Below are 19,389 nucleotides of genomic sequence, written 5' to 3' on the forward strand. Positions count from 1 at the left end.
AAATTATTCTACTATATTTAATTTTAAATCATCATCAAACTTAATGAGATATACTGCTTCATTAGAGTATCCTCCTAAAAGTTTTTTAGAATAATTAAATTTATTTTCAACATATTCTGTTGTTCCATCAAAAGAAGCTTTATATAAATCATCTGCTGTTCCTAATCGCATTAAAATATCATATGCTATATCAAAACCTCTGATAGCCCATTTATTGGGATCAGAGCCATATTCTCTTTTATAACGTTTTACAAATGGAGCTATTTCTTCTCCTTCTTCTATTTCTTTATTATCAAATTCTTTATCTACAGATGGATAATGCATATGTAATTTTGATAAATGTTCGTTTTTTATATTATCATTATCAAAGGCATTATTTTTATCTGTAGTAAATAAAGTTATCTTATGACTTTCTGCTTTTGCATTAAGCAAAGGAATAACATTACTAATCATTGCTACGTCATTTGATTCTAGAAAAATCCAATTTGGTTTGTTTTTATCTAACGCTTTATTAAGTCGAACTTCATAAAGGTAATTTCCTTCTTCTATCTTAGCAATTTTGGCATTAGGAAACTTAGCTATCAATTTCTTTTTCACCTCTTCATATTTACCACCTTTCTGAACTATAATTACTATATTTTTGCTTATAGAATCTTTTTCTACAAACGATATTATTTTATCTTGTAATATTTTATTTGTAGGGCGCGTTTGAAAGAAATTATCATGTAATTTTGACTCTTTTCTTGAAGCTGGCGAGAATACAGGGGTGTTATATTTTTTAAGTTCTGAGGCTACTATTTCAGCATTACTTTGGTATAATGGTCCGATTATAGCATCTGTATTTTCAAAATCATTTTCATGTATTAAATTTTTGATATGCTCTCTATTATTATTTCTGTGTGTATCAAAAACAGTTAATTCAGTAGTAATCCCCCTAGTTTTAGCAGAATCTATTGCTATCAAAACTCCACTATAAAGGTCTAATGCTATTCTTAAACTTTGTTTACTCTTTAGGTAGCTTTCTGTTTGTTTTCTAGCTTCAAAATTCAAAGTATCCAAACTAAAAGGGAGCATTACTGCTACTTTCTTAGGAGTAAAATTATATAAGTTTTTTCCTAAATCTACATATTTTTCTTTAGACAACCCTTTACTTATACTTATTGTGTCTTTAGGAATTGTAATTACCATACCTGCTTTTAAGCCTTCCCGTAGATAAGGGTTCATTTTAAATAAAGAATCAGAAGAGATCCCAGTACGTCTCAAAATACGAAAAATAGTTTCTTTAGGTTTTACTTGATATAATTCAAACCCAGGCTGAACCGCATCTTTTAAAGAAACAAATACACTTGTAGGAACTGTTATTTGCATTCCTACAGGGAAACCTGAGCTCATATTAGGATTAAGCTGTTCTAGCTCATTTATAGTAACCCCATGTCGTCTGGCAATACTATACTTTGTATCTTTTGGTTTTACCGTATACCGAGTAGTGGTAGATAATCTAGAATCCGTTAAGACTTTTGATGTCTCATTACCTACAGGGTCATTTGCAAATACAGGTATCCTTAATTTATCTTTTTTTCTGATCTGCTCAGAGTATAGTCTTTTGTTATTTTTCTTTATGTCTTCTACTGTTATTTTGTAATTTTTAGCTATCCCGTAAAGAGTTTCTTTTTTCTTAACCTTATGGGTTATATATCGTATTATTTCTTGTTCTTTTGGAGCTATTTTCAAACTATCTAAAACAGCATCTTTTCCTTTCTCTTTATTAACATCTACAGCTGCCACCTCTTTTTCCTCCATTTTACCTACATTAAGGATTTGACCAAGATTAATCCCTTTATCTGCCTCTGGATTCAATAAATAAATAGTTTCTACACTGATATTATATTTTTTTGAAAGACTATATACCGTATCTCCTTTTTCTACAACGTGAATTTTATATTCTTGATTACCTAACACTGGAACGGCTAAAATTTCACCTTCACTGATCCCATCTTTTGCTGTTGGATTTATTTTATATATAGCCTCTGGAGTGGTATTATAACGTTTTGCTATCCTGTATACATTCTCTCCTTTTGCCACTTTATGACTCTTATATTGCTGTGCATAAGCTATACCTGATACCATCAGCAACAGAAAGATCAATAAAAACTTTTTCATGTATTATCTAATTATTTTTTTTTTTAATTCCCCTTATATAAAACCAAAACTTACTCCCACTCTATTGTTGCAGGAGGCTTAGAACTTATATCATATACTACTCTATTAACGCCTTTTACTCTGTTTATTATTGCATTAGAAGTTTTTTGTAAGAATTCATAAGGCAAATTTACCCAATCTGCGGTCATCCCATCTGTACTCTCAACTGCTCTCAATGCTACACAGTTTTCATAAGTTCGCTCATCTCCCATTACTCCAACACTCTGTACTGGCAATAAAATAGCTCCTGCTTGCCATACTTTATCATACAATCCATCTTCTTTTAAGCCATTTATAAAAATAGCATCTACTTCTTGTAAAACGGCTACTTTTTCTGGGGTTATATCCCCTAATATTCGAATTGCTAGCCCTGGTCCGGGAAAAGGATGTCTCCCTAGTAACTCTGGATCAATTCCCATCGATGCACCAACTCTTCTCACTTCATCTTTAAACAACATGCGTAATGGTTCTACTACTTCTAATTTCATAAAATCGGGCAATCCTCCAACATTATGATGAGATTTAATAGTTGCAGAAGGCCCATTAACCGAGATAGACTCTATTACATCAGGATATATAGTGCCTTGACCTAACCACTTTGCATTTTCTATCTGATGCGCTTCATCATCAAATACTTCTATAAAAATTTTACCAATTATTTTTCTCTTTCCTTCGGGATCACTTTCTCCTGCAAGAGCATCCAAAAAACGTGCCGAAGCATCTACTCCTTTTACATTGAGCCCCATTCCTTCGTACTGATCTAATACTGCAGAGAATTCATTTTTACGTAACAATCCATTATTTACAAAAATACAATGTAAGTTTTTTCCTATTGCTTTATGTAATAACACTGCTGCAACTGTTGAGTCTACCCCACCGCTTAACCCTAATACTACTTTGTCGTTCCCTAATTTTTCTTTTAATTCTGCTACTGTTGAGTCTACAAAAGAATCTGGTGTCCAATCTGGTTGAACATTAGCTATCTTAATTAAAAAATTCTCTAACAATTTCTTTCCATCGGTTGAGTGATATACTTCTGGATGAAATTGAATAGCATACGTTTCTTCTCCTTCTATTCTATAAGCAGCATTTTCTACATCGCTAGTACTTGCTAATTTAACCGCTCCTTCTGGAAGTTTCTTGATGGTATCACTATGACTCATCCATACTTGGGATCCTTTACTTATACTTTCAAAGAACTGTTCTCCTTCTTGGATAAAAGATAAATTCGCTCTACCATATTCTCGTGTATTTGAAGGAGCAACTTCGCCTCCACTAAAATGAGCCAGATATTGTGCTCCATAACAAACTGCCAGCAAAGGTTTTTTACCTCTGATTTCTGATAAATCAGGATGAGGGGCATCTTCTCCTCTTACTGAAAAAGGAGAACCTGAAAGAATTACGGCTTTAAAATCAGAAACATTTTCTGGTAAATTATTATAAGGGTGTATTTCGCAATATATGTTTAACTCTCTAACTCTTCTTGCTATAAGTTGTGTGTATTGCGACCCGAAATCTAAAATAAGTACGTTGTTTTGCATAGGCAAAAATAAAATTAAATTATAACCCTCGAAATCCTAAATAGAATAATTTTTAACTACGTCGTTTATTTTATAAACAACTTTGGTGTTTGGCTTATAAAAAATCTAAAAACTGTTTTTAAAAAACTTGCTTTAACCTGATGATTATTCTTATTCAAATCACCCATAAACTACTATAAAACAGACTTTTTACATAAAAAAACTAAACAAAAACCATTCATCTATACAAAATAACGATTGATCGACACAAAATAACCAATAATCGATCACTTAAAATAGTTTATTCTTATTTAAATAATTTTAATCATGCAACAATTTAAAAAACATAATAACCTATAGAGCTTAAATCATAACTCCTTAAAACCAAAAAATATGAAAAATCTTGTTTTTATTTTTTTATTCTTTTCAAGTATAGCTTGTTTTTCTAAAAACACTCCGTATCAAAAAAAAATTCCTAACACTAATACAATTGTTAACACTTTAGCACAACAACTAATTAATCCCCCTAACAATGTAATCTTTATATCTATGTCTATTTTAGACCTGATAAGAGAAAATACAGATCCCTATAAAAAGAAAAATGAAGCTACTGGGAGTTGGGTTAAAAGCACTATATGGATTAAAAACCCTAATTGGATCAAAAAAGAACTAGTATAATCTTTAAAATCCGCACTAGTTAATCTTTTATAATTAAAAATTCTTCTCTTAATGGATTTAAGTTTTTAATTAATTCAGGAATTAATTCTTGTCCATACTCTAAGTATAGTTCAGAAAAATTCTTGTTTCGTTCTTGTAAGCTATGATTAGGAAAAAGTTGATTTTGTATATCTGTAAGTCGTTTCACATGATCACTAAGCTTTCGCCTTTGTGCTTTTAACAATCGATTTTCTAAAACATCTAGTCCTTTAAGTTGTTTTATTTCTTGTGCTTTTACTGCATTAAGAAAAGTAACATCTGTATGGCTTGCTAGCTCATACATCGCTACAAACTGCTCCTTTATATGTTTACGTTGTGTATCAAAGTTTATATCTATATTGGATATTTGTCGAACTTTTCGATTAATTAATTCATGTTGTTTCAAAAACAACTCGGTATCTGAAACATTGAGCTTCTCGATTTTTTCGGCTTGTTTTTTAGTTTGAATCAATACTGAATTTCGAAGTAATAATATTGGAAAAGGAATATCCACAGATTCGAAATAATCTTTTAATTCTAACCAGTATGCAAGTTCCCCTCCTCCTCCGATATAACAAAGATTTGGCAAAATTACTTCTTGATATAATGGTCGCATCATTACGTTAGGGCTAAACCTTTCTGGAAACTCAGAAAGCTCTTTTAATATCTCACTTTTGCTCCAGCTAATATCTGTTTCATTAACAAAATATCTTTCTTCTTTTTCTACTATACGTTCTCGTAATCCATCTGCCAAATAAAACAAGTTAATTTCTCTAGGATTTACTTGTACTTTATATCCTGCTTTTTCTAGTTTTTGTGCTTTTGGTAGCACCTTAGAAAACGCTACTTGCTCGACTAATTCTTTTTCTACATAAGGGATAAATAATCGTTTTAATTCTCTATCATTTCCATCTATGATTACCAAACCGTATTCTCCAAATAATTCATTAGCTATATATCTGGTTGCTTCTGTTAAGTTTTTATGTTTTATATATGCTTTTTCGAAAAGAGATTTAAGTCGTTCTGCATTTTGTCCTTTTCCTATTTCAGCAGAAAAAACATCAAAAACTTTATCTAATCCTTCGGTATTAAATACTCCTACAGCTCCTCCATCTTTACGACTCCATTGTATTTTTTTACCAAAAAGATTAAAATAATTTATTTCTTCAAAATCATGATCTTCTGTAGCCATCCAATACACTGGCACAAAATTAAACTCAGGATATTTCTCTTTTAAAGTTTTGGTAAGATTTATTGTGGAAATAATTTTATATAAAAAATATAACGGCCCTGTAAAAAGATTTAATTGATGCCCTGTAACTACTGTAAAAGTATTTTGTTTTTCTAAAGCCTCTATATTATCCTTAGTTTCCTCTAAAATAGCTACCTCTTTATATTGCTTTTTTAAGGTTTGTACTAAAACTTCTCTATGGTGGTTAGAAAATGATTGTTGCTTTTCTTGAATTTGATCTTCAAAATTTTCTAATTCTGGATATCGATTATAAAAAGGCTGTAATTCAGACTTTTGATCTAAATAATCACAAATAAGAGAGGAAAAGTAATTCGTGTCTCTAAATGGAATACAGTCACTAGGCATATTATTTTTTTTTGAATGGTTAAATATACATTAGATTGTTATTAGATATATATTTTTATATTTTTTTTAATAGTCTACCAAAATTTTACACAACTCCTTATAACAAAACTTCCAAGCTAACTATGTGCTATATTATTTTTTCAAATCCTAAATTTTAGTTAATACAGATTACAACCTAAATTTAACTCGGTATTTTACCATTTAAATGAATAGCATTTATCGATGAAAAAATTAATTACTACACTATTTGTCGTACTTATAACGACTAGCTTAGCCTATTCTCAAAACAAATTACAATCTCCTAAAGATTTTTTAGGTTATGAAGTAGGAGACCAATTTACACGTCATGCCGATGTTGTAAATTATTTTAACCATGTTGCTAATAATTCCAACATGGTAAACTACCATACCTATGGCAAAACTAATGAAAGAAGACCTCTAACTTATGCCATAGTTTCGTCTGAAGAAAACTTGAATAATATTGAAAATATTAGATTAAATAATTTAAAAAATATAGGTGTTGCAGAAGGAACTGCAAATTCAGAAATTGCAATTGTTTGGTTGAGTTATAATGTACATGGCAATGAAGCTTCTAGTACAGAAGCTGCTATGAAAACTATCTATAAATTAATTACACAAAAAGAGACTTGGTTAAAAAACACAGTAGTTATTATAGACCCATGTATCAACCCAGATGGTCGTGATCGTTATGTAAACTGGTATAATCAGGTAAAAGCTACACCATACCAAATCAATCAGACTGCTACAGAGCACAATGAACCATGGCCAGGCGGACGACCAAATCATTACTTGTTTGATCTTAACAGAGATTGGGCATGGGCAACCCAAGTAGAATCACAACAACGTTTAAAAATTTATAATACATGGATGCCACATGTACATGTAGATTTTCATGAACAAGGTATTAATGAACCTTATTATTTTGCTCCAGCAGCAGAACCTTTTCATGAAATTATAACTCCTTGGCAAAAAGATTTCCAAACACAAGTTGGTAAAAACCATGCTCGTTATTTTGATGCAGAAGGATGGCTCTTTTTTACCCGAGAGCGTTTTGATCTGTTATATCCGAGTTATGGAGATACGTATCCTACTTTTATGGGAGCTATTGGTATGACTTATGAGCAGGCAGGACACGGAAGAGCAGGATTAGGTATCCAAACAGATGAAGGTTTTGTATTAACATTAAAAGATCGTGTCTTGCACCATACTACAACGGGACTATCTACCGTAGAAATTTCCTCTAAACAAGCTTCAAAATTGAATACCGAGTTTAAAAAGTTTTTTAACACTAGTAATCTAAAATATAAAAGCTATATCCTAAATGGCGAAGCAGATAAAATAAATACTTTGACCAAATTATTGGACAGGCACGAGATTGTTTACGGATTTACAGATAACGAAAAAGTGAGTGGATATAATTTTAGAGAGAATAAGCAAGGAAGTATCAATGCAAAAGGAGCACTTGTAGTAAGTACTAATCAACCAAAAGGTAAAATGGTAAAAGTACTTTTCGAACCAGATGCTAAATTAAATGACCCTCTTACTTATGATATTACCGCTTGGAGTATCCCCCATGCATATGGATTAGATGCTATTGCCTCAACAACATTGATTTCTGCTAATACAAATAAAAAGAATAGTACTATTGGTAATACAACCAATCCTGCTGGACCAGGATATATCGCCAAATGGAATAGCATGAATGACGCAGCTTTTATGGCGGATTTACTTAAACATAATATACGTGTACGGTTTAGCGAAAAAGACTTTAGCAATGGCACAGAAAGTTTTAAAAAAGGAAGTCTGATAATTACAAAAAGTGATAATCAAAAAAACAGCACTTATGATAAAACTGTTATAGATATAGCCAATGCTCATAAACGAAAAATATATACAGCCTCAAGTAGTTTTTCTAATAGCGGTGTAGACTTTGGTTCGCCAGATGTAAAATTAATTAACAATCAAAAAATTGCTGTTGTAAAAGGTAAATATACTTCTTCTTTGAGCTATGGTGAGATTTGGCATTTCTTTGAACAACAACTTAAATACCCTATTACCTCAATAGATACAGATTATTTTAAAAATACTAACCTTAGTAATTTTGATGTATTAATACTACCTAACGGATATTATGATGACTATTTAAATAACGATATTATAAAAAATCTAAAAAAATGGGTGCAAAAAGGAGGAAAACTAATAACTATAGGTACTGCCGTAAATACTTTTGCTAACAAAGAAGGATTTGACTTATATAAAAACAAACCAGAAGAAAAAGAGAAAGACTCTACAGGAAATCTTATAGCTTATGACCAAAGAGAAAGGGAAAGCGTAAAAGATTTAATTACAGGAAGTATTTTCAAAACAAAAGTAGATTCTTCTCATCCTATGGCATTTGGATATAACGACACTTATTTTAGTTTAAAATTAGGAAGCGATTCTTTTAAATTTCTTAAAAAAGGATATAATGTCGCCTACGTAGAGCAACAACAAAACATATCTGGTTTTGCAGGAACATCTGCCTTAAAAGGATTAAATAATTCACTAGTTTTTGGTGAAGCAAGAATAGGTCAGGGTAGTGTTATTTACATGGTAGATAATCCTTTATTTCGATCTTTTTGGGAAAACGGAAAGCTTTTTTTCGTGAATGCAATTTTTTTTACCAATAATAATAAATTTACACTTTAAATCACATTAAATAATTATGATACCTCCAAAAATACGCACAACTTTTAAGGCTATAACAATATTAGTTGTATTACTTTTAGCCAGTTGTAATCCAAAGAAAGAAAAAGAAACAGTGACAGCAAAGACAGAAATTGAAAAAAGCGAAAATATTTTATTAAAAGAATGGACTGGTCCTTATGGGGGAACTCCTGCTTTTGATAAAATGAATATTACAGATATAAAATCTGCCCTTGAAAAAGGAATGGAGCTTAATCTTATTGAAATCGAAAAAATTGCTAATAACCCTGAAGCTCCTACCTTTGAAAATACTACTGTAGCTATGGAAAAAGCTGGAGCAGAACTTGAAAGAGTGTATACCTATTACGGTATTTTAAGTAGTAATATGTCCTCTGCCGAGTTTAGAGAAATCCAAAAAGAGATGGCTCCTAAACTATCTGAATTTAACTCTAAAATATCCCAAAATAAAAAACTGTTTCAGCGCATTAAAACTGTTTATGAAAACTCACAAAAAACACCCTTAGAAACAGATCAACAACGCGTAGTAGATCTAAACTATAAATCTTTTGCCATGAATGGTGCGGAACTTGATGAGGAAAAAAAGAAACGCTATGCAGAAATTAATAAAGAACTATCTGGTTTATACACTACTTTTTCGAATAATATTCTTGCAGATGAAGAAGGATATGTTATCTATCTTACTAAAGAACAATTAAGCGGCTTATCTGAACCATTAGTTAAATCATACGCTAAAGCTGCAAAAGATAAAGGACAAGAAGGTCAATATGCAATTACTAACACCAGATCCTCTATGGATCCTTTTCTTACGTATTCTGATGAGAGAGATTTGCGAGAAAAAGTATGGAAAAACTACTATTCGCGTGGGGATAACGGAGATGATAAAGATAATAACGAGATTATTGCCAAGATACTTAAATTAAGAAAAGAACGAGTAGGCTTATTAGGTTATGAAAACTATGCAGACTGGAGATTACAAGATCGTATGGCTAAAAAACCTGAAAATGCTATGCAATTAATGAACGCTGTTTGGCCTGCTGCAATTGCTAGAGTAAAAGAAGAAGTAGCTGATATGCAATCAATAGCAAACTCAAATGGAGATAATATTACTATAGAACCATGGGATTATCGATATTATGCTGAAAAGGTAAGAAAAAAGAAATACGACCTAGATTCTGACGAAGTAAAACAATATCTACAATTAGACAAATTAACAGAAGCTATGTTTTTTGTAGCAGGGGAATTATTTAATTTTAAATTCACCCCTGTTAAAGAAGGTACCGTAGCTGTTTTTCATGAAGATGTAAAAGTATGGGAAGTAAATGACAAAACAAGTGGAGAACATATAGGGTTATGGTATTTAGATCCTTTTGCCAGAACGGGAAAACGATCTGGAGCATGGGCGACAACCTACAGAAGTCATACTACTTTTAATGGTAAAGAAACCGTACTTGCTTCTAACAATTCTAATTTTGTAAAACCTGCTCCAGGAGAACCTGTATTAGTGTCTTGGGATGATGCTACTACATTTTTTCATGAATTTGGTCATGCATTACATTTCTTTGCTTCAGAAGTAAGGTATCCAACTCTTGATGGTGGAGTTAGAGATTACACAGAGTTTCAATCGCAATTATTAGAACGTTGGCTATCTACAGACAAAGTAATTGACAATTATCTTGTACATTATAAGACAGGAGAACCTATACCTAAAGAATTAGTAGCCAAAATAAAAAAATCTTCCACTTTTAATCAAGGTTTTGGAACTACAGAATATTTAGCCTCTGCAATTATGGATATGAAATTACATATGGCAGATCCTACAAATATAGATGTAGACACTTTCGAAAAAGAAACTCTAGCAGAGCTAAATATGCCTAAAGAATTGGTAATGCGTCATCGCACACCACATTTTGGACATGTATTCTCTGGCGAAGGGTATGCTACCGCATACTATGGATATATGTGGGCAGATGTACTTACCGCAGATGCTGCAGAAGCTTTTGCTGAAGCTCCTGATGGTTTTTATGACAAAGAAGTAGCAAAAAAACTGGTAAAATACCTTTTCGCTCCTCGTAATGCTATAGATCCTGCAGAAGCGTATCGAAAATTTAGAGGGCGTGATGCTAAAATTGAAGCATTGATGAAAGACAGAGGTTTTCCTATATCTAAATAACATATAAGCTCTTACACACAGGGAGAACTATTCTAAAACTCAAAACAAACTCCTCCAAATTGGGGAGTTTGTTTTTATCTAAAACGATCTCCTCCTATCAGGAATGAATTCTATGTTTAAATGCTATACATCTAAGAGTTCATTTAACCCAGATTATGCAATAGAAAATCTATTTCATCTGTGATCTACTGCAAACACTGTCGCCTTGCTTTGTTTTTCACTTTAACCATAGCGATGCTATGCTAAAAGTAAGAAAACAACAGTGTTCATTGTATCTCAAAGCTTCATAACGAAGTTCTATTGCATAATCTGGGTTAAATTATTCAGGTATGTTATGAAAATTCAATTTATAACAATGCACTATAAGATGAAATCGTATTGATTTCGATTACGTTTAAACTAGACCAATCCACTCTCTTTTTACTCTTATACATTACTAAAAATGAATTATTTATGCTTTATTCATGTGGTTTTTCTAGTGCAATACAATGAAATATTTTTTAAGATTTTTCTTCATAAATTTATGTAGTAATTAAAACTAAATATTTGGTTGAGTAGCTACTATCACTTTTGATTACGATTTAGAATTCAAACTTATTAAAAATTCAACAGATGTATATGGGATAAACAATTCCTAAATCTAATAAAAGATACAATCATATTCGAATTTTAAAGAGTTTTGATAGCTAAAAAAATAGCATAAGATTCACAAGTGCTAAGTTTTAGGGAACTCAATCGATATATTGAGGACAATAAAAAAATGATCGTTTAATCAAGAGATGTGATGTTAATTTTATCGTCTTAGATACATGATAAGTGTAATTAAGAGATAAAGAAAATTACACAAAAGATCACTAGAGAGTCTAGTGGCTTTCAAAAATTGTTTATAGACTGCAAACTAACAGTTCTATGATATTTTATAATAATCAAAAAAAAAATTATGGCAACTAAATTCAGTACAACAGTAAAAATGACTCCAGAGACAGTACAAGCTCTAAAAGATCAAGGATATTCACTATATGGTTTTAAATCGGTAGAAGCATCTGGTTCTGGGGAACCTACGGTTTGGTTTAAATTAGATCAGAATAAATTATTAACCAACACGTTAATCACTTGGGAAGAAGAATTTCAAGGGTATAATTCTACATCACAAGTATCAGATAATGTAACTATTACAGCAAGTAATACTATAAATACAAACATAAATGATTTAATTACCATTAATGCAGCTGGTAATTTAAGCTCTACTAATAATGGTCCTCAGGGAGCAATATCTTTTTTAAATATGGCCCCTCAGCAGTTTACTGTTGGTATTAGTCAAAAAGTAGATAACGAAACTAATGTTTTGTGTGCATTTCCTATTTTAGGTAATGGTGCAGCAAGGGCAATTACACCAATTACAACGATTGCTCTTATTTTTTCTACAAGTGTGATAGAAACAGCCACCGTAATAACAAGAGCCATGTCTTCTGGGGCTTTAATTAGCCTTACAGGTGCACCCGGAAACTCTCGAATAGTTAATTTTGGTTTAGATACTGGCTGGAGTGCAGAAGGAGCTACTTGGCTTACTAATTTCAATGCCTTCACTAGTATGAGTAGTTTGTTAATTCAATCACCATCCAACAGTAATGATAGAAAACTGGAAAGTGAGCATAGCCTATTAGAAAAAGTATAAGAAAAAGATTAGTAAATAAAATTAACCCTCCTATGACTTTATTTTTCATTGGAGGGTTAATTTCTAATTATAAAGACTTAGACTATATTCATTATTAATTAACTCAACTCTCCTTATCCTTCTTATGTTTTTCAAAACAGTATGCCCAACTATACAATAACTATTCATATTTCTCCAGATGATGTAGATACATTGATAAAAGGTAAATATGCATTATATGCTTTTAAAGCGATTGCCTCAAATGGTATGGGAGGCTTCCCTATTTGGTATAAATTAGATACATCTCAATTGTCAACCCAAATTGTAGTGGATTGGATAGATGAATTTAAGGCATATAATTCTGTAAGCAAAATCGAAAATGGTGAAGAAATTTTTATTGGTAATAGTCTGAGAACAGAATTAGGCTATATAATCGATATTGATAAATATGGAAACCTGAGTAGTTCTTCTAAAGGATTTGGTGATTTAATTGCATTTAGAAATAATTCTAACATCGAATACACAGTTGGTTTTACTCAAACTGCGCTACACTCCAATGGTAAAGAAAATATAGTATGTGCATTTTATCTTTTTGGAGGTGGAACTGCTAGAGTACTTACTCCAGTTAATAAAGTAGCCCTTATTTTTTCTTCAGAAAATTTTCAGATGGGTACTGTAATTGAAAGAGCAATGTCTGGAGGTATTTTGGTTGATTTGGATGGCGCAGATAATAATAATAGGGAAATTAATTTCTCTGTAAATAATGGGTGGGCATCAAATAACTATCCCTGGGTCGAAAACTTTAATTATAATACTGATCTGAGCCTCTTATTAACCGAAAATATAGCTACAATATATGTAGAAGATATATGGATTATCATATAGATCTAATTAAAAATCAAAAAGTAGTAATTAAAACACATAAATATCCGAAAATCTCTTCATACCAGCATTTGAAAGAATAAAATTAAAAATGTAGATATATTTTATTTTATTAACTGCCTTTGTAAATGCAATGTATGTTTCTTCTGATTTAAAAGGTTTTGGAGCTACAGAACATTTAGTTTCGCCAATTATGGGTATGAAATTACATATGGTGGATCCTACAAAGATAAACGTAGATACTTTCGAAAAAGAAACTCTAGCAGAATTAAATGTATTCTCTGGAGAGGGATATGCTACTGCATATTATATATGTGAGTAGATGTACTTACCCCGCCGGATCCTGCAGAAGCTTTTGCAGAAGCTCCGGATGGATTTTAGGGCAAAGAAGTAGCAAAGAAGCTGGTAAAATATCTTTTTTGCCCCCTCGTAATGCTGTAGACCCTGCAGAAGCTTATCGAAAATTTAGGAGTCGTGATACCAAGATTGAAACACTAATGATAAACAGAGGTTTTCCTGTACCAAAATCTTAACAAAATACTCAATTATGATCCCTATATATTTCAAACAAATATATGGGGATTATTAAATCTATTTTGAATCATTGTAATCCTTAACAACAAGTTTTATCACCTTATACAAAACATGAATTATTCTCAACAAATAACTAAAAAATAATGTGAATTCATAAAAAAAATAACCACATCCTCTCAAACATTAACAAAATGTTAATTATTTATTTTTTTAGCATCATTTCATTTTTCATTATTCCTCAATAAAACTCTCCAAAATATACTAAAAATAAGGCTGTTTTAATACTTAATTGAATTATTCAAATCCTCCTCCTCGTTATTATTGAAAACTTCTTAGTTCAAAAACATCAAAATACCTAGTTTTCAGAACCTTGAACATAACACTTAGTGTTTTTATTTCAATTTTTTAAATACATTTGCACCCGATTTAAACAAACAAGATAAAAAATTGAATTACCATAAAATAAAATTGAATACGATGATTAAAAAACTACCATTTCTACTTGTAATTGTTACTATCTTATTTTCATGTGAAGCAGAATCTTTTGAAGAGAGTGATTTCACTACAGAAAATACTACAGAAAATACTCCAGAAGACACTCCTGCTATTGAACAGGATAAGATCATTGATTTATATAATGAGAGTGACGGAGGATTAGGTAAATAAAGAGTAAATCTAATTCATCAAAGAATATAGAAGAACTAGTCTAAAATAAAGTAAATATTAATTTAGAAGCCCATTTGCAGATGGGCTTCTTCTTTTTACATATCATTATTACGAATAAACAATAAGTCTCTACACTATTAACTGTATCTTTTAAATTCTCTTTTATATCCTAAAAACATCTAAATTTACAGATTATCTATTTCTAAATTTATTTGGTTTATACTATCTTTACTCTTTATCAAATCAAATAATACCTGTGATTTAGAAGCCTTAAAATCTATTTCCAAAGAGTTAAACATATTTTCATAATAAGAAACTCCTTCTTTTAAATTTTTTATAAATACGGATAAATATTTTTTTTGCTTTTCATCTACAGAAAACTTTGTTTCTTCAAGCTTATTTTTTAAATAATCAATATAAATTGTAAGTTCTTTTATAAACATATTAGGACGATCTATTCTTTCAACCTCATTAGAATTGCCATAAATATGACTTGTAATTTCTTTTAAACTCATGATTTTAGAGAAATATGCCATATTTGGTCCAGGGCATACAGATACTCCTTCTCCCTCTGTTTTAGTATCTAAATTATATTTTAATAATGCAGAAGTACCTAAACCAACACAAGCACATGATTTTTCAACAATTTTATTATATTGTATTTGATACTCTTGTTCAGAAAGTTGCTTCTTTTCTAATTCTTTTATTTTTATATGTTGATATTGTCGGGATGCTGTACAAATTGCCTTTTCTGTAAACTCCTTATTTAATGCTACATATTTTTTAGGGCAAGAGCTACCTGGTCTGTTTTTATCTATTAAAGCTAACTTCTCTTGATCCTTGGTATTTCCTTTAAGACTATTAAATGGGACTCCTAAAGGGGATATATTACTTAAATATAAATCTTTTTCTTTAGCTTTTACTAATTTATCTAATGTCCCATTATCTACTGTTGTTGCTTCTGGCACCAAAAGAAAAGGGCTTCCCCATCCAACAGAATCTACCTTATAATGTTCTAACAAAAATTGATGTTCCTCCGCTGTACCAACTCCTCCTTGAGCAGTAATCTTAATGGATAGAGAGGATTTAGGAATACTACGTTTTTTATGAGACAATGCTCCTATCATAATACCTTGTAATTCAGAAATTAATTCTTTTCTTTTATCCCTAAATTGAGCTAGTATTGGCCCCATAAGGTGTCCATCTGTTGCAAATGCATGTCCTCCACAATTAAGCCCCGATTCAATTCTATATTCTGAAACCCACAATCCTTTTTTAGCTAAAAATTTACCTTGTATTAAAGCCGATCTATAATCACTTACTTTTAAGACTATTTTCTTTTTGATTTCTCCATTTTCATTCGGATAAAAATCTTCAAATTCTTCTATATAACTATACAACCTAGGATTCATACCTGCAGAAAGTATCACAGAGGATGACAAATCACTATTAGCATAACCTCTAAGCGCAGCATGGGCATCATTATACTCTGTAGGTAATTTCTCCTTTTTTCGATAGTTTTCTTTATCTACTTTAGTCATAATATTAACATCAATACTCCCCATAGATAAGTTTGTATCTATGAAATTTCTAACTCCTTTAAGGCTGAAATCATTCGACGTTATATTTTTAAATCGTTGTTTTAATTCTGAAGTATCTGGTAAAATATTAAAATATTGTTTTAACTCATTACTATATTCATTAGTTATATTTTTGAGTTGATTAAATTTATTTTCTGCCAGATTATTGATCAAATTAAGATATGAAGTAATCCTTTTTGCTCTAAAATCTTCTATACTTTCTGAAATTTCATTATAAGGTATTTCAAATCTCTCACAATACATTTTTCTTAATTTTTCTAATAGAATATCATCTACCAAAGAAATAACAGAGTCTATACCTAAATAAGAAACTTTTAATGGAGTATCAATAGTAAAGCCTATCCCCATGACAGGGATATGAAATGAGTGTAATTTCATTATAAAAAAATTAAGATGACTAATAATTAATAAATACTTTAATGTATATGTCAAAAATCACGAATGGAATCAGAAATTAATATGATAATTATCATATTAATAAGAAAGATTAATAAATACTTTTGAAGAATTGAAGTATAATTAGTTACCATAAAGATGATAATTTTATTTTTAGCTAATAAATCTTTCTTATGATGAAAAATCCAAGTAAAGTAAGGCTCTATGGCGCTGGAGGGCACTCTAGGATTATACAATCAATTTTGAAGCAAAAAGGTACTGTAATTACAGAAATTTTTGATGACAACCCTTCTTTTTATCAATCTACATATAACAATGCTGTTTTGGAAGGAAGAAAAATAGCTAAAAAGTTTCCTCACAAAGGAAATCCTTTTATTATTGCCGTAGGAGATAATTTTCATCGATTTGAAATCGCAAAATTCTTACAAAGTGATTTTACAAAAATAATACATCCATCTGCTGTAATAGAAGAAAATGTAAAAATAGGAAACGGAACTGTTGTTTATGCTGGTGCTGTAATTCAACCAAATACCACAATTGGGCAACACGTTATCATAAATACTTTAGCTAGTGTAGATCACGATAACATACTAGAAGACTTTGTACACATATCTCCTAATGCTACTCTTTGTGGGCTTGTTCATATTGGTAAAGGCACTCATATAGGCGCTGGCGCAGTTGTTATACCAAATATAAAAATAGGAAAGTGGTGTACCATTGGTGCAGGATCTGTCATTATAAAAGATGTCCCTGACTATGCTGTTGTAGTAGGCAACCCTGGAAAAATAATTAAGTATAAATCACCTTAAAAATAATTCTAAAAAAACACGAACTAGAACAAACTACTTATTACTAATAAGATACCCAAATTACTCTTGATTCAATAAAACAGGTTCTCCATATAAATCAAAATCTTCTGCTTCGTATATTTTTACCATAGCAAAATCGCCTGTTTTTAGATAATGTTTAGATGCATCAATTAATACCTCATTATCTACATCTGGGGAATCAAACTCGGTACGGCCTACAAAATGGTTTCCCTCTTTTCGATCAATTACTACTTTATATTCTTTACCAATTTTTTGTTGATTTAACTCCCATGAAATCTGAGATTGTATCTCCATAATTTCATTAGCCCGTTCCATTTTTATTTCTTCGGGTACATCATCTTCTAGATTAAACGCATGTGTATTTTCCTCATGCGAATATGTAAAGCAACCTAAGCGCTCAAAACGCATTTCTTTTACCCAATCTCTTAAAACCTCAAAATCCCCCTGTGTTTCTCCTGGATATCCAACGATAAGAGTTGTTCTAATTGCCATTTCAGGTACTGCTTCTCTAAAATCTTTAAGCAATTTAGTTGTCTTTGCTTTTGTGGTACCACGACGCATAGATTTTAATACCGGATCAGAAATATGCTGTAATGGTATATCGATATAGTTACATATTTTAGGCTCTTGCTTCATTACCTCTAACACTTCCATAGGAAATCCTGTAGGAAAAGCATAATGCAAACGTATCCACTCAACACCATCTACTTTTACTAATGCTTTTAATAAATCTGCTAGTTTTCTTTCTTTATAAAGATCTAATCCATAATACGTTAAGTCCTGAGCTATAAGAACCAATTCTTTAACACCATTTGCTGCTAATTTCTCTGCTTCTGTTACTAAATCTTCAATTGGAGTCGATTTATGCTTTCCTCTCATTATTGGGATAGCGCAAAATGAACAAGGACGGTCACATCCTTCTGCTATTTTAAGATACGCATAATTTTTAGGAGTTGTAGTTAGCCTTTCTCCTATCAACTCATGTTTATAGTCTGCTCCTAATGCTTTTAAAAGCCCGGGGAGTTCTGTAGTTCCAAAATACTGATCTACATTTGGGATTTCTTCTTCTAAATCTGGCTTATATCGCTCTGATAAACATCCAGTAACAAAAACTTTATCTACTACTCCTTCTTCTTTTTTCTGTACATATTCTAGAATAGTATTTACAGACTCTTCTTTTGCATTGGCTATAAAACCACAAGTATTAATTACAACAATATTTCCTTCTTCTTCATGAACTACTTCTTTATTATTAGCTCGTAATTGCCCCATCAACACTTCACTGTCGTAAACATTTTTACTGCACCCAAGTGTTACCACATTAATTTTATTCTTCTTCGTTGTCTTTGTTCTCATATCTTATGGATAAATCTAACCCAGTTTCAAAGTGGGGTGTGCAAAGATACAAGGATTAACCAAAGTTTAAATCGAATACCGATAAAGATTTTATTTGTATTAACCCTTTTATATATTACTTAGTCGAAATCAACCAACACAATAAAAAAATCAATGTTTTTGTAAAATTTTAAATAGATGAAAAAATATGCCACATTAAGCCTATTGCTATATTTTAATCCTTGCTATGATAATGAATCTTTGGACACTAACAATAACGAAGTAGTTATACCAAATCCAGATCAAAATAGCACCTTTTTATATTTCTTCCTATAAATTCAGATACTTGAGATACTTTATCTACAAAAGAACTAGGCTGGGACACCAGTAAAAAACAACCACTTTATGATTTTCTTGAAAAATAAAAAAACCAAAGCTTTAGATCTCTTGAGTTTGAAACAGAGTTTATAGAAAAACTAATCCTTATGATCTTACTGGCCAGGCTTTGTAAAAATGACTAAAAACTATATATAATACCTTCTTAAAATTTAGTAATTGTAAGAATAAGAGAAAATAAATCTG

13 protein-coding genes and 1 pseudogene are annotated in these 19,389 nt (G+C 31.0%); 9 read left to right on the forward strand and 5 right to left on the reverse strand.

Features of this window, described 5'->3' with window-relative positions; all coding sequences use genetic code 11:
* Window positions 1-3: 3 nt before the first annotated feature.
* Entirely contained in the window at window positions 4-2,160 is a 2,157-nt protein-coding gene (locus H527_RS0102820) for a LysM peptidoglycan-binding domain-containing protein (RefSeq protein WP_081414537.1), read from the reverse strand.
* 50 nt (window positions 2,161-2,210) lie between these two features.
* The gene (guaA, locus tag H527_RS0102825; RefSeq protein WP_027411298.1) at window positions 2,211-3,740 is read right to left on the reverse strand and encodes a glutamine-hydrolyzing GMP synthase; all 1,530 of its coding nucleotides are present in this window, start codon (window positions 3,738-3,740) and stop codon (window positions 2,211-2,213) included.
* A 372-nt stretch (window positions 3,741-4,112) separates the two neighbouring features.
* Between guaA and H527_RS0102830 the strand changes: the two genes are divergently transcribed.
* Window positions 4,113-4,397, forward strand: a complete 285-nt coding sequence (locus H527_RS0102830) for a hypothetical protein (RefSeq protein WP_027411299.1) — start codon at window positions 4,113-4,115, stop codon at window positions 4,395-4,397.
* A 19-nt stretch (window positions 4,398-4,416) separates the two neighbouring features.
* Here the strand turns inward: H527_RS0102830 and bshC are convergent, their stop codons facing one another.
* Window positions 4,417-6,012 (reverse strand): bacillithiol biosynthesis cysteine-adding enzyme BshC, encoded by a 1,596-nt coding sequence (gene bshC, locus H527_RS0102835; RefSeq protein ID WP_027411300.1) that lies wholly within the window; start codon window positions 6,010-6,012, stop codon window positions 4,417-4,419.
* A gap of 222 nt (window positions 6,013-6,234) precedes the next feature.
* Between bshC and H527_RS0102840 the strand changes: the two genes are divergently transcribed.
* From H527_RS0102840 to H527_RS0102870, 6 genes and pseudogenes are all read left to right on the forward strand, one after another.
* Window positions 6,235-8,721, forward strand: a complete 2,487-nt coding sequence (locus tag H527_RS0102840) for a M14 metallopeptidase family protein (RefSeq protein WP_027411301.1) — start codon at window positions 6,235-6,237, stop codon at window positions 8,719-8,721.
* A gap of 16 nt (window positions 8,722-8,737) precedes the next feature.
* Window positions 8,738-10,909 carry a M3 family metallopeptidase gene (locus H527_RS0102845; protein WP_027411302.1) on the forward strand — a complete coding sequence of 724 codons (2,172 nt, stop codon included), beginning with the start codon at window positions 8,738-8,740 and terminating at the stop codon, window positions 10,907-10,909.
* 940 nt (window positions 10,910-11,849) lie between these two features.
* The gene (locus H527_RS21320) at window positions 11,850-12,584 is read left to right on the forward strand and encodes a hypothetical protein (protein WP_051316606.1); all 735 of its coding nucleotides are present in this window, start codon (window positions 11,850-11,852) and stop codon (window positions 12,582-12,584) included.
* 141 nt (window positions 12,585-12,725) lie between these two features.
* On the forward strand, window positions 12,726-13,448 hold the full coding sequence (locus H527_RS0102855; protein WP_027411303.1) for a hypothetical protein: 723 nt from the start codon (window positions 12,726-12,728) through the stop codon (window positions 13,446-13,448).
* A 151-nt stretch (window positions 13,449-13,599) separates the two neighbouring features.
* Window positions 13,600-13,978 (forward strand): annotated as a pseudogene (locus H527_RS24525) (M3 family metallopeptidase); the annotation flags it as partial.
* Between the two features lie 478 nt (window positions 13,979-14,456).
* Window positions 14,457-14,645 carry a hypothetical protein gene (locus H527_RS0102870; protein ID WP_027411306.1) on the forward strand — a complete coding sequence of 63 codons (189 nt, stop codon included), beginning with the start codon at window positions 14,457-14,459 and terminating at the stop codon, window positions 14,643-14,645.
* A 185-nt stretch (window positions 14,646-14,830) separates the two neighbouring features.
* Here the strand turns inward: H527_RS0102870 and H527_RS0102875 are convergent, their stop codons facing one another.
* Complete coding sequence (locus H527_RS0102875) at window positions 14,831-16,624, reverse strand: hypothetical protein (protein ID WP_027411307.1); 1,794 nt, start codon at window positions 16,622-16,624, stop codon at window positions 14,831-14,833.
* Window positions 16,625-16,815: 191 nt separating this feature from the next.
* On the opposite strand from H527_RS0102875, the gene H527_RS0102880 reads away from it, so the two are divergent.
* Window positions 16,816-17,451, forward strand: a complete 636-nt coding sequence (locus tag H527_RS0102880; protein ID WP_323054102.1) for an acetyltransferase — start codon at window positions 16,816-16,818, stop codon at window positions 17,449-17,451.
* A 60-nt stretch (window positions 17,452-17,511) separates the two neighbouring features.
* On the opposite strand, the gene rimO is transcribed toward H527_RS0102880, so the two are convergent.
* Window positions 17,512-18,828, reverse strand: coding sequence for a 30S ribosomal protein S12 methylthiotransferase RimO (gene rimO, locus H527_RS0102885; protein ID WP_027411309.1), 1,317 nt, complete (start codon window positions 18,826-18,828; stop codon window positions 17,512-17,514).
* A gap of 177 nt (window positions 18,829-19,005) precedes the next feature.
* Here rimO and H527_RS24380 point away from each other — a divergent pair, with 177 nt between their 5' ends.
* Window positions 19,006-19,143, forward strand: a complete 138-nt coding sequence (locus tag H527_RS24380; protein ID WP_155837793.1) for a hypothetical protein — start codon at window positions 19,006-19,008, stop codon at window positions 19,141-19,143.
* The last annotated feature ends 246 nt before the right edge of the window (window positions 19,144-19,389 follow it).

Origin of the sequence: Aquimarina muelleri DSM 19832 (assembly GCF_000430665.1) — a bacterium.
Taxonomy (GTDB): domain Bacteria; phylum Bacteroidota; class Bacteroidia; order Flavobacteriales; family Flavobacteriaceae; genus Aquimarina; species Aquimarina muelleri.